Genomic DNA, 14,968 nt, shown 5'->3' on the forward strand with positions numbered 1-14,968 from the left:
CCCCGCCCGGACCACCGGGCTACGCTCCGGCGCATGACCCTTCACAACGCCGACCACGTCGTGGTGGTCGCCGGAGCCCTGTACGACCGGGGGCGCCTGCTGGCCGCGCGCCGCAGCGCCCCGCCCGAGCTGGCCGGCCGCTGGGAACTCCCGGGCGGCAAGCTCGAACCGGGGGAGAGCGCCGAGAAGGCGCTGGTGCGCGAGCTGCGCGAGGAGCTGGGCGTGGAGACCGAGCCCGGCGAGCGGATCCCCGGCGAGTGGTTGCTCAAGCCGGGGTACGTGCTCCGCGTGTGGACGGCCCGGCTGGTCTCCGGCGAGCCCGCGCCGCTGGAGGACCACGACGAGCTGCGCTGGCTGGGCCGGGACGAGCTGGGGTCGGTGGACTGGCTCGACGTCGACCGCCCCGCGGTCGACGCCGTCGCGGCCCGGCTGTGGCCCGCGCCCGCGCGGGACGCGTAGGCCCGCGCGGGACGCGTACGCCGCGGGACGCGTAGCCCCGCGGCGTACGCGCAGGCCGGGGCGCGCGGGCGGTCCGGCCCGCGCCCGGCGCGCGGCCGGGCGCGTACGCCGTTCGTGTCGGGGTGCATCCATGCCCGTGAAAGCCGCGATATCCCGCCCCGAATATCGGGTATGTCCCCTTTGACCCTCTGAAAAGGGACAGGTCTGCCGCCGGGTCTGGGGAAGTGGTCGCGTGATCGACAACGAGGGCCACTGCGCCGAGTGGAACTTCCCCGCGGAGGCGGACGCGGTGCGCGCGGCCCGTCATCTCGTCCGCGACACCCTGCGCTCCTGGCGCATCGACCCGTCCGTCCGCGACGTGACCGTCCTGCTGGTCTCCGAGCTGGTCACGAACTCCCTGCAGCACGCCTCCGGCCCCATCGGCGTCCGCATCGTCCGGCAGCGCTCGAACGGCGACGGACCCCACGGCCCGGACGCCCCGAAGCCCGGTTTGCTCGTGGAGGTCTCCGATCCGCTTCCGGATCCGCCCCTGGAACGCAGCGCGGGACCCGACGACGAAGGGGGCCGCGGCCTGCAGCTGGTGGCCTGTTCCGCCCGTCGCTGGGGGACCCGCAAGGGCAGGACGGGCAAGACCGTGTGGTTCGAGCTGGCCCTGCCTGGTTAGAAGACAGGAGGGACTTGCGATCACGGGGGACCGGCTTGAAATGAACGAGACCACCCTGTGATCGTGAACGTCGTGCCGTCGGGGGCCGTAGTGCTGAATACTGCGTGCATGGCCGGTCCGGTGCGGTGAGCTGGAGGGGACGGTCGCGTGAGCGAGATACCTGGGACGGCGAGCGGCGTCTTGTGGCAGAGCAGCCCGCCTGGCTCGATCTACGACTACATCAGGGTCGCCTCTTTCTCGATCGGGCCCGACGGCCTCGTCGACCAGTGGAGCCGACGCGCCGTCGACCTGTTCGGCGTGCCCGTCGAAGAGGCCATGGGCAAGGACCCGGTCGAGGCCTTCCTGCCCCGTGAGCTGCGCCAGCGCGGTCACCGCCGGGTGGCGGAGATCCTCGACGGCAAGGAGTGGACCGGACTCGTCCCGTTCCGGATCCCCGGCCGGGGCCGCCCGCACGGCATCGCCGAGATGTATGTGATGCCCAGTGAGACGCGGAACGGCGAACGCGCCGCGCTGTGCATCGTCGTCGACGTCCGCGCCCTGCGGCAGATCGAGACCGACCTCGCGGCCTCGCAGGCGATTTTCGGTCAATCGCCGTTCGGCTTCCTTCTGTTCGGCACCGACCTCACCGTGAAGCGCGCCAACCAGCGCTTCGCCGCCGTCTTCGGCGGCTCCGCCGACGACCACCGCGGCCGGACCGTCCACGACTACCTCGCCCGCCCCGAAGCCGAGCGGATGACCGCCGCGCTCCGGCGCGTCCTGGACACCGGCGAGGCCGTCACCGAGCTCCAGATCATCGGCGCCCCGCCCGGCAGCACCGACCGCCGCCACTGGTCGATCAACCTCTACCGGGTGCACAGCGGTTCAGGCCGCCCCATCGGCGTCGCCGGCCTCGGCGTCGACGTCACCCGCCGGCACAACGCCGCCCGCGAGGCCGCCAGCGCCCGCCGCAACCTGGCCCTGCTCAACGAGGCCGGCGCGCGCATCGGCAACTCGCTGGACCTGGAGTCCACCGCCCGGGAACTGCTCGACGTGGCCGTCCCCGGCTTCTGCGACCTCGCCTCGGTCGACCTGTACCAGGGGCTGCTCACCGGCGACGAGGCGCCGCCCGGCCGCTGGGGCTCGCCCCAGGACGTCGGCTACGGCGCGGGCAGCGCCGAACTGCGCCGGGTCGCCTTCGCCAGCGCCGTGTCCGACGCCCCGGTGGAGCTGCGCTCCGTGCCGGGCTGTTGCGAGGACGGGCCGGTCGAGGTCGGCTCCGTCCACCGCTACCCGTTCAACTCCGCCTGCGCGAGCGCCCTGCGCACCGGCCGGGTGCACAGCGTGCCCGGCGGCGACGGCGGGCTCGTCCAGTCCACGCTCGCCGTGCCGATGGTCGCCCACGACACCGTCGTCGGCCTGGTCCAGTTCTCCCGCGCCAAGGGCAGCGAGCCCTTCGGCGAGCGGGACCGGGCGCTGGCCGTCGAACTCGCCGCCCGCGCCGCCGTCTGCATCGACAACGCCCGCCTGTACCGGCGCGAGCACGAGCGGGCCCTGATCCTGCAGCGCAGCCTGCTCCCGCCCGGCGACCCCGAGGCGTCCGGCCTCGACATCGCCTGCCGCTACCTGCCCGGCAACGCGGCCACCGAGGTCGGCGGCGACTGGTTCGACGTCATCGAACTCCCCGGCCACCGCACCGCCCTGGTCATCGGCGACGTCATGGGCCGCGGACTGCGGGCCGCCGTCGCCATGGGCGAACTGCGCACCGCCGTGCGCACGCTGGCCCAGCTCGACCTGGAGCCCGCGGAGGTGCTCTCGCACCTCGACGAGATCGCCCGCGGCCTCGGCGCGCCCGCCGGCGCGCAGCAGAGCGGCCGGGCGCACAAGGCCCGCGGCCCCGAGCTCGCCGAGGTGTACCTCGCCACCTGCGTGTACGCGGTCTACGACCCGGTCACCCGGCGCTGCACCTTCGCCAACGCCGGCCACCTGCCGCCGGTGCTGGTCGAGCCCGGCGACGGCGCGATGCTGCTCGACGTGCCGCCGGGGATGCCGCTCGGCGTCGGCGGGGAGCCCTTCGAGGAGGTCGAGGTCGAGCTCCCCGAGGGCGCGCTGCTCGCGCTCTACACCGACGGGCTGGTCGAGTCCCGGAACCATCCGCTCGACGAGGGCATGAGCGCGTTCAAGCGGGCCCTCGGCGAGCCCGGGCGCCCGGCCCTGGAGGACGTCTGCGACCACGTCCTGAGCACCCTGGACACCGGCCACGGCCAGGACGACATCGCCCTGCTGATGGCCCGGGTCCGCGGGCTGCCGGCCGAGGCCGTCGGCGACTGGAGCCTGCCCCGCGAGCCCCGCTCGGTGGGCCGGGCCCGCGAGCTGGCCCGCGGCCAGCTCGTCGCCTGGGACCTCGAACCGCTGGTGGACACCGTCGAACTGCTCGTCAGCGAACTGGTCACCAACGCGCTCCGGTACGGCGAGGGCGACATCCGCCTCCGGCTGCTGCGCGACCGGACCCTGGTCTGCGAGGTCTGGGACTCCGGCCTGGTCCAGCCCCGCCGCCGTCGCGCCCGCGACACGGACGAGGGCGGCCGGGGCCTGCAGCTGGTCGGCCTGCTGAGCGCCGCGTGGGGCTCCCGCCGGACCCATCGTGGCAAGACGGTCTGGTTCGAACTCCCGCTGCCGGACGGGGAGAACAGCGCGGAACCGACGGTGGAGCAGCTGCTGAGCATGTTCTGAGGCCGGAGGGGGCCGGGGCTGGGCGCCCGGCCCTCAGCCCTTCAGGGCCGCGAGGCGCGCCTCGATCTCCGCGGAGTCGGTCAGCGTCTCCAGCTGCTCGAATTGGGCGTCCAGCGAGGACGCGGCGAGCTCCTGCTTGCCCAGGGCGCGGGCCTCCTCGCGGCGGACCTTCTCCTCGAAGCGGGCGAGCTCACTGGTCGGGTCGAGCACGTCGATGCTCTTCACCGCGTCGAGCATGGTGTTCTGCGCGTGGGCCGTACGGGCGCGGGCCACGAGTTCGTCGCGCTTGGCCCGCAGCTCCGTCAGCTTGTCCTTCATCCGGTCCAGGCCCGTCCTGAGCTGCTGCACCACCTCGGTCTGGGCGGCGATCGCCGGCTCGGCCGTGCTCGCCTCCTTCTCCGACCGGAGCTGACGGCCGAGCGCCACCTTCGCGAGGTTGTCGAAGCGGTCCGCCTCCGCGGTCTGCCCGGCGGCCCGCAGTTCGTCGCCCTTCCGGCTGGCGGCCAGGGCCTTCGCGCCCCACTCCCGCGCCGCGTCCACGTCCTCCCGGTGGTCCTGCTCCATCAGCCGGAGATTGCCGATGGTCGCCGCCACCGCCTCCTCCGCCTCGCGGATGTTGTCCGTGTAGTCGCGGATCAGCTGGTCCAGCATCCGCTGCGGATCCTCGGCCTGGTCGAGCAGGGCGTGAATGTTGGCCTTCGCCAACTGGGTGACCCGGCCGAGGATCGTCTGCTTGCTCATCGGTGCTGCTCCTTCACATGGTGTCCGTACCGGCAGCCCCGGCGCCGGAACCGGCGGTCTGCCGTCAGAATCGGCCGCCGCCTCCGCGCCGGCCGCGGGTGCCTCCGCCGCCGAAGCTGCCGGGGCCGGGTCCGCCTCCGCCGAAACCGCCGCCGAAGCCCCCGCCGCCGAAGCCGCCGGACCCGCCGCCGAACAGGCCGCCGAGGATGATGCCGCCGAGCACCGCGCCGCCGAGGCCCGAGCCGCCCGCGGTACGGGACGGGCCCGGGTAGCCGTAGCCGCGTACGTCCTGCTCCGCCAGGTCCTGGGCCTGCCGGGCCAGTGCGTCCGCCTGCCGGGCCTCCGCCAGCGCGCCCTGCGGGTCGCCGGCCTCCGTCAGCTCCCCGGCCCGGTCGAGCCGCCGCTGCGCCTCGGCGAGCCGGGTGCGGGCCTCGCTGCCGACCGCGCCGCGGTGCGTCGTCACGTAGTCCGCCGCCGCGCCGACCGCCGACCGGGCCGTCAGCAGCGCCTGGTCGAGCAGGAGCCGGGCCCGCCCGGCCGCCGTCTCGCGCTCGCGCACGCCGGCCAGCGCGTCGTCCAGGGCCGCGTCGGCCTCCTCGACCCGGCGCAGCGCGTCGAGCGGGTCGTACCGGCCCGCGTCGACGACCCGCCGCACGTCCGCCACGACGGACTCCGCGCGGGCCACCCGGCCCCGCAGTTCGGCCGAGGAGCCCTCGGCGCCCTGCAGCACGCCGTGCGCCTCGGCGAGATCGGCCTCGGTCTCGCCGAGCGCCACCGACAGCTTGCCCACCGCCTCCGCGAGCTCCCGGGCCCGCCGGTCGACGGCCTCGATCAGCCGGGCGGCCTGGTCGACCGCGCCCTCGGCGGCGCGGATGTGCACGGCCGCCACGCCGTTGTCGCCCGCCGCCACCGCCTCGCGGGCCCGGTCGAGGTTCGTGATGGCGAACACCAAGCGATCCTTGGCCTGGGCGGCGTCGCTCGCGACCGGCGCGGCGGCGGACGGCGCGTACCGCTGCCGCATCGCCTCCAGGGCCGCCTCGGCCGTGCCGATCCGGGCGACCTGCTCGCGGTACGCGGCGTCGGCCGTCTCCAGGGCCCTCGGCGCCTCCCGCTCCAGGTCGCGCAGCCGGTCGAAGTCCGCGGCGACCTCGTCGAGCCGGGCCTCGGCGCCGGCGCAGCGGCGCAGGATCTCGTCGAGCATGGAGCGCCGGGTCGCCTCGTCCTCCGGGTAGGCGTCGTCGAGTGCCTGGCGCAGCCGGAAGGCGGCCGTCAGCTCGTCCTGCGCGTAGCGCACGGCCTCCGTGAAGGGCGCGACCGCCTCCTCGCCGAACTGGGCGGTGGCGAAGCCCAGTTCCTCCCGGCTGGTGCGGACGGCGTCGTCGGCGGCGACCAGCGCCCGCCGGGCCTGCCCGTCAAGCTCGGCCGCCGGGGGCGCCGCGGGCGGGGCGTGCTCCACGGCGGAGCCCCAGCCCTGCCGGGTCCGCCCGGCCGGGGTGCCGCCGCCGCGCTTCCTGCGGCGGGCGAGCAGGTACGCGCCGACGCCCGCCGCCCCGGCGAGGACGGCGGCGGGCAGCACGTAGTCGCTCGCCTCGACGGGGTCCGGGTCGCCGGCGGGGTCGGCCGGGTCCGCGGGGCCGGGGCTGATGCGGGGGACGGGCACGGGGCGCCCGTCGAGCACGGCGTCGTAGCCGTCGGCCGCGCCGATCGCCGCGCCGGCCCAGTCGTTGCGGCGCAGCGGCGGCTCGATCGCGGTCCGCGCCACCTCGTCGAGCTGCGGGTCGGTGAGCGGGGAGGCGGTGTCGACGGAGTAGGCGTACTGGCGGCCGTGGGTGGCGACGGCGAGCAGCACGTCGTCGCGGCCGAGGCCGTTGCGGTCGGCGGTGGCGTCGGCCCAGTCCTGGGCGGAGCGGCCGGAGAAGTCGCGGACGTAGACGACGAAGAGCTGCAGCCGCTGTGCGTCGTAGAGCCGGTCGAGGGCGGTGGCGACGGAGGCGCGGCGCGGGCCGAGGGCGTTCACCCGGTCGGTGATCTGCCCGTCCCGGGCGAGCACGACGGGGTCCTCGGCGAGGGCGCCGGGGGCGGCGGGCACGCTCACCCACCACGCCGCCGCCAGCAGCACGGCAAGGGCTCGGGCGCGTCGCGTCACATGGGGACGGTATGTCAGGAGCCGTCCCCTCGCGACCGGACGATCGCCGGTCACTGTCAGTAGCGGCCTCTAGGGTGGTGATCGTCTCGCAGGCACGACACCCGGGGGGTCCGGTGCAAGAACGTGTACGGAAGCGGTGGCGGTGGCTCCGCCGGCTCGTCCTCGCCCTGGTCCTGCTGCTCGTGCTGCCGCCGCTGGGCGCGTACGCCGCGCTGCGGGTGAACTACGCGGGGGACGTGGCCGAGGGGACCGCGTCCCGGGGCAGGGACGCGATCTGGCTGGGCCACGCGTGGGTGGACGGCCGGAAGAAGGACGCCGATCTCGCGGCCTTCGCCGCGCGGATCAAGGGCACCGGGATACGTGACCTGTACGTGCACGCGGGCCCGCTGGAGCACGACGGCACGCTGCCCGCCGACCGGTACCCGCGCGCGAAATGGCTGCTCGACGCCGTGCGCCGCACGATGCCGGGCGTCCGCGTGCAGGCGTGGCTCGGCGACATCCTCGCGACGGAGGGCCCGGACGGCCTGCGTCTGGAGAGAGGGGAGTCCCGGGCGGCGGTCGTGGCCTCGGCCCGCCAGATCCTGGACGCGGGCTTCCAGGGCGTCCACTTCGACCTCGAACCCCTGCACTCCGACGACGCGCACTACCTCTCGCTCCTGGACGACCTCCGCGAGCTGACCCGCGCCCGCGGGGCGCAGCTCTCGGTGGCGGCCCACCAGATAGACCCGCTGCCGGCGGCGCACACGGGGGTGGGCGCGCTGACCGGCAGCGAGAAGTGGTGGTCGCAGGAGTTCTTCGGCCAGGTCGCCCGCCGGGTCGACCAGATCGCCGTCATGTCGTACGACACGTGGATGCCGCTGGAGACCATGTACGGCGGCTACGTGGCCCAGCAGACCGAACTGGCCCTGGAGGTGACCCCCGAGAGCACCGACCTGCTGATGGGCCTGCCCTTCTTCCACGAGGACGACCTCGGCCACCACGAGTCCGCCGAGACGGTCGCCGCCGCCGTCCGCGGCGTCCGCCTGGGCCTGGGCTCCACCGCCCCGCACCGCCAACGCTTCGGCGTCGCCCTGTACGTCGACTTCGCCGCGAAGGAGGAGGACTGGACGGCCTACCGCGAGGACTGGCACTGACGTGGGGTCGGAGCCTGCGGCATCGCCCGTCAGGCCAGGTCGCCGGTGTCGAGCTCCAGGTCGAAGGGCTCGGGCAGCCGGATCCGGGTTCCGAAGGGGTGCGGGCCGTCGACGCGCGTGTAGCCGAGGCGGCCGGGTTCCGAGTACAGAGTGACGCTCTGCTCCTGCCGGTCCACTACAAGGTAGAGCGGGGCGTGGTATTCGGCGTACCGCTTCCGCTTCACGACGCGGTCGGTGTCCCGGTTGGACTCCGAGGTGACTTCGACGATCAGGAAGGTGTCCTCCGGGAGCAGCGCCGTGGCCCCCTTGGCCTGGGCGGCGGGGACGACGGCGATGTCGGGGACGTACCAGTTCGAGGAGCCCGGCAGGTCCAGGTTGCCGGAGCCCGTGACGCAGCCGAGTTCCCGGGCGCGGGGCCGGATCTGATCGCGGATGATCTCGGCGGCGGCTTCGTGGTCCCAGGTCGGCGACACCGGTTCGATGATTCCCTCGATGATCTGGGCGCGGTCGCCTCGGATGTGCTGCACGGCGTATTTGAGCGCGCGTTCGGGGTCGTCGATGCCGTCGTAGTCGGGGGCAGTGCTCATCGTCCGTCCTGCGCCGTGGTGCGGGCTGGGGGGTGCTCGGTCCGACGCTACCGCGCGTCGGACCGGGCGGCGGGCGTGTCACCCGAACGGGTCAGGGTGTCTGGTTCTTGCGGCGGGTGATCTTGTTGCCGAGCCAGACCAGGGGGTCGTACTTGCGGTCGACGGCGCGTTCCTTCAGGGGGATGAGGGCGTTGTCGGTGATGTGGATGCCTTCCGGGCAGACCTCCGTGCAGCACTTGGTGATGTTGCAGTAGCCGAGGCCGTGGTCGTCCTGTGCCGTGCGCTTGCGGTCGAGGCCGGTTTCCTCGGCCGCGTCCAGGGGGTGCATGTCCAGTTCCGCGATGCGCATCAGGAAGCGGGGGCCGGCGAAGGCGGGCTTGTTCTCCTCGTGGTCGCGGACCACATGGCAGGTGTCCTGGCACAGGAAGCACTCGATGCACTTGCGGAACTCCTGCGAGCGCTCCACGTCCTCCTGCGCCATCCGGTACTCGCCCGGCTCCAGGCCCGCCGGGGGCACGAAGGACGGGATCTCGCGCGCCTTCTCGTAGTTGAAGGACACGTCCGTCACCAGGTCCCGCACCACGGGGAAGGCCCGCAGCGGGGTGAGGGTGACCGTCTCGTCCCGGTCGAAGACCGACATCCGCGTCATGCACATCAGCCGCGGCCGCCCGTTGATCTCCGCCGAGCACGAACCGCACTTGCCCGCCTTGCAGTTCCATCGCACCGCGAGGTCCGGCGTCTGCGTGGCCTGCAGCCGGTGCACGATGTCGAGGACCACCTCGCCGTCGTGCACCGCCACCCGGAAGTCCCGCAGCTCCCCGCCGTCGGCGTCGCCCCGCCAGATCCTGAAGTGCGCGTCGTAGGTGCTCACGACAGCTCCTCCTCCGCCAGGTACTTCGCCAGTTCGTCCTTCTCGAAGAGCGCGAGCAGATCCGCGCGGACGGGCTCCGTGACGACCCGTTCGAGCGCCACCCCGTCGCCGTCCAGCCGGCACAGCAGGTTCACCGCGCGCCAGGCCCGGTCCATCGCCGGGTAGTCCTCCCGGGTGTGCCCGCCCCGGCTCTCCGTGCGCTCCAGGGCCGCCCGGGCCACGCACTCGCTGACCAGCAGCATGTTCCGCAGGTCCAGGGCCAGGTGCCAGCCGGGGTTGAACTGCCGGTGCCCCTCGACCCCGACCCGCCGGGCCCGCTCCCGCAGCCCCGCGAGCCGTTCCAGCGCCTCGGCCATCTCGGCCTCCCGCCGGATGATCCCGACGAGGTCGTTCATGGTCTGCTGCAGCTCCTGGTGGAGCGCGTACGGGTTCTCCACCGGCCCCTCGCCGGTGGCCTCCGCCCCGAACGGCGCCAGCGCCTCGGCGGCCGCCGCGTCCACCGCGGCCTGCGACGCCCCGGCCCGTACCGCCGTGCCGGCCGCGTGCTCCGCCGCGTGCAGGCCCGCCCGCCGCCCGAAGACCAGCAGGTCCGACAGCGAGTTGCCGCCCAGCCGGTTCGAGCCGTGCATCCCGCCGGCGACCTCGCCCGCGGCGTACAGCCCGGGCACCCCGACCGCGGCGCACGACTCCGAGTCCACGGCGACGCCGCCCATCACGTAGTGGCAGGTCGGCCCGACCTCCATCGCCTCCGCCGTGATGTCCACGTCCGCCAGCTCCTTGAACTGGTGGTACATGGACGGCAGCCGCCGCCGGATCACGTCCGCCGGCATCCGCGTCGACACGTCGAGGAACACCCCGCCGTGCGGCGAGCCCCGGCCGGCCTTCACCTCGGCGTTGATCGCCCGAGCCACCTCGTCGCGCGGCAGCAGTTCCGGCGGCCGCCGGTTGTGGTCCGGGTCCTCGTACCAGCGGTCGCCCTCCTCCTCCGTCTCCGCGTACTTGTCCTTGAAGACGTCGGGGACGTAGTCGAACATGAACCGCCGGCCCTCGGAGTTCCGCAGTACCCCGCCGTCGCCGCGCACCGACTCGGTGACGAGGATGCCCTTCACCGACGGCGGCCAGACCATGCCCGTCGGATGGAACTGAACGAACTCCATGTTCAGCAGCGGCGCCCCGGCCAGCAGCGCCAGCGCGTGCCCGTCTCCTGTGTACTCCCAGGAGTTCGAGGTCACCTTGAAGGACTTGCCGATCCCGCCCGTGGCCAGCACCACCGCCGGCGCCTCCAGGACGAAGAAGCGGCCCGTCTCGCGCTCGTAGCAGAAGACCCCGGTCACCCGCCCCGACTCGTCCTGCAGGACCCGCGTGACCGTGCACTCCTGGAAGATCTTCAGCCCGGACTCGAAGTCCCCGGTCTCCGCGGCGTCCTTCTGCTGGAGCACCACGATCTTCTGCTGCAGCGTCCGGATCAGCTCCAGACCGGTGCGGTCCCCGACGTGCGCGAGCCGCGGGTACTCGTGCCCGCCGAAGTTCCGCTGCGAGATCCGCCCGTCCGCCGTCCGGTCGAACAGCGCGCCCCAGGTCTCCAGCTCCCAGACCCGCTGCGGGGCCTCCTGCGCGTGCAGCTCGGCCATCCGCCACTGGTTGAGGAACTTCCCGCCGCGCATCGTGTCGCGGAAGTGGATCTGCCAGGTGTCGTGGGCGTTCGCGTTGGCCATGGCGGCGGCGATGCCGCCCTCCGCCATCACCGTGTGCGCCTTGCCGAACAGGGACTTGCAGATCACCGCCGTACGGGCGCCCCGCTCGCGCGCCTCGATGGCGGCGCGCAGCCCGGCGCCCCCCGCTCCCACCACGACGACGTCCCACTGCTGTCGGTCGGCCTGTGCCATGTCAGAAGATCCTCGGGTCGTCGAAGGCGCCGGTGGCGAGCAGGTACACGTACAGGTCGGCGAGCGCGACGCTGAGCAGCGAGGCCCAGGCGAGCTGCATGTGACGGGCGTTGAGCTCCCCCACCCAGGTCCACAGCCGGTACCGCACGGGGTGCTTCGAGAAGTGCTTGAGCCGGCCGCCGACGATGTGCCGGCAGGAGTGGCAGGACAGCGTGTACGCCCAGATCAGCACGATGTTGACGAGGAAGACGACGGTGCCGAGCCCGGCGTGGCCCCAGGCGTAGGTCTCGTCGCGGAAGGCGAGCACGGTGTCGTACGTGAGGATCCCGGCGACCGGCAGCGCGGCGTAGAAGAAGTACCGGTGCACGTTCTGCAGGATCAGCGGGAAGCGGGTCTCGCCGGAGTACGCGCGGTGCGGCTCGGCGACCGCGCAGGCCGGGGGAGAGGCCCAGAAGCCCCGGTAGTACGCCTTGCGGTAGTAGTAGCAGGTCAGACGGAAGCCGAGCGGGAAGACCAGGATCAGCAGCGCGGGCGACAGGCCCCACCAGCTGCCGAAGATCTCCCAGTTGGGCCCGTCCTTCATCGGCACGCAGTTCTCCGCCAGACAGGGCGAGTAGAACGGCGAGACGTAGGGGGCGGCGTAGTAGTCGGCGTTCGCGAAGGCCCGCCAGGTCGAGTAGACGACGAAGGCGAGCAGTCCGGCGGCGGTGGCGGCGGGCGCGAGCCACCAGCGGTCGGTACGGAGGTGCCGGGCGGCGATGGCGGCGCGTGAGGCGTCGTGGACACCGCGGCCCGGCGTGACGTGCGGTGGTTCGGTGCCGGTGGCCAAGGAGGTCTCCTAGGGGTCCGCCGTGCTCGGAGGAGTGCCGGGACGTACCTGGGGGCGGGGCCCGGGGCCGGAGCCGAAAGGCCGGGCCCGCGGGTCAGGACGTCAGGGCGCGCGGCGGTCCCGGGCGCCGAGGCCCTCGTCGTCGGAGTCCGTCCACAGCTTGTCGTCGTACGGCGTGTCCGGGATGGTCACCAGACCGGACGTGTCCGCCGGGGTCCGGGAGCCGCGCGTCGGGACCGTTGTCCCGGACCGCTTCTCCAGCTCCTCCACCTTGCGGTTGAGCTCGTCGAGGCTGCGTCGTACGGCGTTCAGCTCGTCCTGCAGGGACATGGCATAGCCCTCGCTTCCGCGGTCGGCGGGGTGGCACAGACGCGCCTGAAGTGTCGCGCGTCACATTCTTGATCGGAAGTCGTGTGCCGGGATTCCACTCATCCGGGGCGGCGGTGGTTGAGCCGCACGGGTGGGCTTCCCGGGCGCTCCGCCGTGTCGCCGTCGTCGGGCGCTCTCCGTCCTCTTCAGTGTATGGGCATTAGGTGTGATCATCTCCAAATTCCACCAAACAGGACGAAGAGGTACAAGCCATGTCCCAGGTCGGCGCCGCTCTTCGTGGGAGGACCGGCTCCCTGAGCCCCCGCTTCCGCACCCTCCGCTCGGTCGCGCTGGTCTCCGGCGGGGTGCTCGCCGTCTCCCTGCTCACCGGCTGCAGCTCGGACTCGCGCGACGGCGGCGCCCCGCTCGCCGCCCAGGACGTGGCGCCGGCCGTCCGCGACAAGGTCGCCGACGGCGGCACGGTCCGCTGGGCCGTGGACGCCCTGCCCACCACGCTCAACGCCTTCCAGGCCGACGCCGACGCGGCGACCTCGCGCGTCGCCGGGGCCGTGCTGCCCTCGCTGTACACGCTCGACGGCCGCGGCCGGCCGGTGCTCAACCCGGACTACCTCGAGTCCGCGCAGATCGTGGAGCGCGAGCCCCGGCAGGTCGTGCTCTACAAGCTCAACCAGCAGGCCGTGTGGAGCGACGGCCGCGAGATCGGCGCCGCGGACTTCGTGGCCCAGTGGCGGGCGCTGAGCGGCCGGGACACCGCGTACTGGACCGCCCGCAACGCGGGCTACGAGCGCATCGAGAAGATCGAGAAGGGCAAGAACGACCTGGAGGTGCGGGTCACCTTCGCCAAGCCCTACGCCGACTGGCAGTCCCTGTTCACCCCCCTCTACCCGAAGGAGGTGATGGGCACCCCGGCCGCCTTCAACGAGGGCGCGCGCACCGCGCTCAAGGCGACCGCCGGACCCTTCCGGCTCAAGGCCGTCGACAAGAAGTCCGGCACGGTCACCCTCGACCGCGATCCGCGCTGGTGGGGCCGCCCCGCCAAGCTGGACTCCCTGGTCCTGACCGCCGTGCCCCGCGCCGAACGGGCCGCCGCGCTGACCAAGGGCACCGTCGACCTGGCGGACATCGACCGGCGCACGGCCGACCGCATCGCGCTGGCCGTACGGGACGAGGGGGCGCACGGCCGGCCGCTCACCCACGGCCCCGGCGCGCAGATCACCCCTTCGGCGGCCCTGAAGTCCTGGGCGCTGGCCCACGGCTCCGACGAGGAGCGGGCCGAGGAGGTCCAGGCGGCGCGGCGCAGGAACCAGGAGGCCGTCGCCGCGTACGCGGCCGAGCAGAGCGCCCTGAAGAAGTACCGCGTCCGCAAGTCCCTGGAGCCCGCGTACACGCAGCTCTCGCTGAACGGCGAGTCCGGGCCGCTGGCCGACGAGCGGGTCCGCCGGGCCGTCGCCCGCGCGCTCGACCGCCACGAGCTGGCCCGCACCGTGCTGGCCCCGCTCGGCCTGCCCGCCGAGCCGCCCGGCAGCCACCTCGCACTGGCCGGACAGGCCGCGTACGCCGACAGCAGCGACGCCCTCGGCAAGCAGGACGCCCAGGAGGCCCGCGCGCTGCTCGCGGACGCCGGCTGGGTGCCGGGCGGCGCGAACACCGAGCCGGCCGGGACGAAGGCGGGCGCGGAGTCGGCGGAGAAGAAGGCCGCCGACAAGAAGGCCGCCGACAAGAAGGCCGCCGACGAGAAGGCGGCGGAGAAGAAGACGTCCGGGAAGAACAGCGGCGACTCCGCCTCCGACGAGGGCCTCTACATCGTCGGCGACGACAAGCCCGGCGAGATCCCGCCCGGCACCGTCCTGCCCGGAGGCCGCGTCCCCGCCGGGGACGCCGCCCGGCGCGACCAGGACGCCGTGGCCGGCGCGTACGCCCCGCGCGGGACCGCGGCCCCGGCCGCGCGGGGCGGCAAGGCCGCCGGACCGCTCGGCAAGGACGGCAAGGCGCTCTCGCTGCGCTTCGTGCTCCCGTCCGGCCCGGGCTCGGAGCCGCTGCGCCAGGTCGGCGACCGGATCGCCGAGATGCTGGACCGGATCGGCATCCGCACCGAGATCACCAAGGTCCCGGACGAGAGTTTCTTCAAGGACCACGTGGCCGCGGGCGAGTACGACCTCGCCCTGTACTCCTGGCCGGCCTCGGCCTTCCCGGCCACGGACGCCCGGCCGATCTTCGCCAAGCCGCAGCCCGCCTCCGACGGCTCGCTGCTGGTGGAGCAGAACTACGCCCGGGTCGGCACCGACCGTATCGACCAGCTGTTCGACCAGGCGGTGGCGGAGCTGGACGAGGAGCAGGCCCGCGAGCTGGTCCAGCAGGCCGACGCCCGCATCTGGGCGGCTGCCGGATCGATTCCGCTCTACCAGCGCCCCCAGCTGGTGGCCGCCCGCCACGACCTGGTGAACGCCGGGGCCTTCGGTTTCGCCGCCCCGCGCTACCAGGACATCGGCTGGAAGAAGGCCGACTCCGCGAAGGGCGCGGGCGCCCGGCGGAACTGACGGCCCCGCGCAAGCTCAGAATCGGCTCAATTCCCTTGCCCGCCGGTCCCCCCGGCGGGCAACATCACACTCGCCC

At 73.7% G+C, this 14,968-nt stretch carries 12 protein-coding genes; 5 read left to right on the plus strand and 7 right to left on the minus strand.

The features are described 5' to 3' along the window. The first annotated feature begins 33 nt into the window (after positions 1-33). From ACNJ93_RS20805 to ACNJ93_RS20815, 3 genes are all read left to right on the plus strand, one after another. A complete protein-coding gene (locus ACNJ93_RS20805) occupies positions 34-459 on the plus strand; it encodes a (deoxy)nucleoside triphosphate pyrophosphohydrolase (RefSeq protein WP_418958923.1) in 426 nt (141 codons plus the stop codon). Between the two features lie 232 nt (positions 460-691). Further along, on the plus strand, positions 692-1,123 hold the full coding sequence (locus ACNJ93_RS20810) for an ATP-binding protein (RefSeq protein WP_418958924.1): 432 nt from the start codon (positions 692-694) through the stop codon (positions 1,121-1,123). Between the two features lie 147 nt (positions 1,124-1,270). Continuing rightward, on the plus strand, positions 1,271-3,832 hold the full coding sequence (locus tag ACNJ93_RS20815; RefSeq protein WP_418958925.1) for a SpoIIE family protein phosphatase: 2,562 nt from the start codon (positions 1,271-1,273) through the stop codon (positions 3,830-3,832). A gap of 33 nt (positions 3,833-3,865) precedes the next feature. On the opposite strand, the gene ACNJ93_RS20820 is transcribed toward ACNJ93_RS20815, so the two are convergent. Beyond that, positions 3,866-4,573 carry a PspA/IM30 family protein gene (locus tag ACNJ93_RS20820; protein WP_418958926.1) on the minus strand — a complete coding sequence of 236 codons (708 nt, stop codon included), beginning with the start codon at positions 4,571-4,573 and terminating at the stop codon, positions 3,866-3,868. A gap of 64 nt (positions 4,574-4,637) precedes the next feature. Next, positions 4,638-6,719 carry a TPM domain-containing protein gene (locus tag ACNJ93_RS20825; protein ID WP_418958927.1) on the minus strand — a complete coding sequence of 694 codons (2,082 nt, stop codon included), beginning with the start codon at positions 6,717-6,719 and terminating at the stop codon, positions 4,638-4,640. 113 nt (positions 6,720-6,832) lie between these two features. Between ACNJ93_RS20825 and ACNJ93_RS20830 the strand changes: the two genes are divergently transcribed. Then, positions 6,833-7,852 carry a hypothetical protein gene (locus tag ACNJ93_RS20830; protein WP_418958928.1) on the plus strand — a complete coding sequence of 340 codons (1,020 nt, stop codon included), beginning with the start codon at positions 6,833-6,835 and terminating at the stop codon, positions 7,850-7,852. Positions 7,853-7,881: 29 nt separating this feature from the next. Here the strand turns inward: ACNJ93_RS20830 and ACNJ93_RS20835 are convergent, their stop codons facing one another. From ACNJ93_RS20835 to ACNJ93_RS20855, 5 genes are all read right to left on the minus strand, one after another. After that, positions 7,882-8,439 (minus strand): Uma2 family endonuclease, encoded by a 558-nt coding sequence (locus ACNJ93_RS20835; RefSeq protein WP_418958929.1) that lies wholly within the window; start codon positions 8,437-8,439, stop codon positions 7,882-7,884. Positions 8,440-8,530: 91 nt separating this feature from the next. Further along, a complete protein-coding gene (locus tag ACNJ93_RS20840; RefSeq protein WP_418958930.1) occupies positions 8,531-9,310 on the minus strand; it encodes a succinate dehydrogenase/fumarate reductase iron-sulfur subunit in 780 nt (259 codons plus the stop codon). Next, the gene (locus ACNJ93_RS20845) at positions 9,307-11,196 is read right to left on the minus strand and encodes a fumarate reductase/succinate dehydrogenase flavoprotein subunit (RefSeq protein WP_418958931.1); all 1,890 of its coding nucleotides are present in this window, start codon (positions 11,194-11,196) and stop codon (positions 9,307-9,309) included. The genes ACNJ93_RS20840 and ACNJ93_RS20845 overlap by 4 nt, the downstream gene beginning before the upstream one ends. A 1-nt stretch (position 11,197) precedes the next feature. Continuing rightward, a complete protein-coding gene (locus ACNJ93_RS20850; RefSeq protein WP_418958932.1) occupies positions 11,198-12,025 on the minus strand; it encodes a hypothetical protein in 828 nt (275 codons plus the stop codon). 102 nt (positions 12,026-12,127) lie between these two features. Beyond that, a complete protein-coding gene (locus tag ACNJ93_RS20855; protein ID WP_418958933.1) occupies positions 12,128-12,355 on the minus strand; it encodes a hypothetical protein in 228 nt (75 codons plus the stop codon). A gap of 251 nt (positions 12,356-12,606) precedes the next feature. Between ACNJ93_RS20855 and ACNJ93_RS20860 the strand changes: the two genes are divergently transcribed. Then, the gene (locus ACNJ93_RS20860) at positions 12,607-14,892 is read left to right on the plus strand and encodes an ABC transporter family substrate-binding protein (protein WP_418958934.1); all 2,286 of its coding nucleotides are present in this window, start codon (positions 12,607-12,609) and stop codon (positions 14,890-14,892) included. Positions 14,893-14,968: the final 76 nt, after the last annotated feature.

Source organism: Streptomyces tritici (assembly GCF_048500665.1).
GTDB lineage: Bacteria > Actinomycetota > Actinomycetes > Streptomycetales > Streptomycetaceae > Streptomyces > Streptomyces tritici.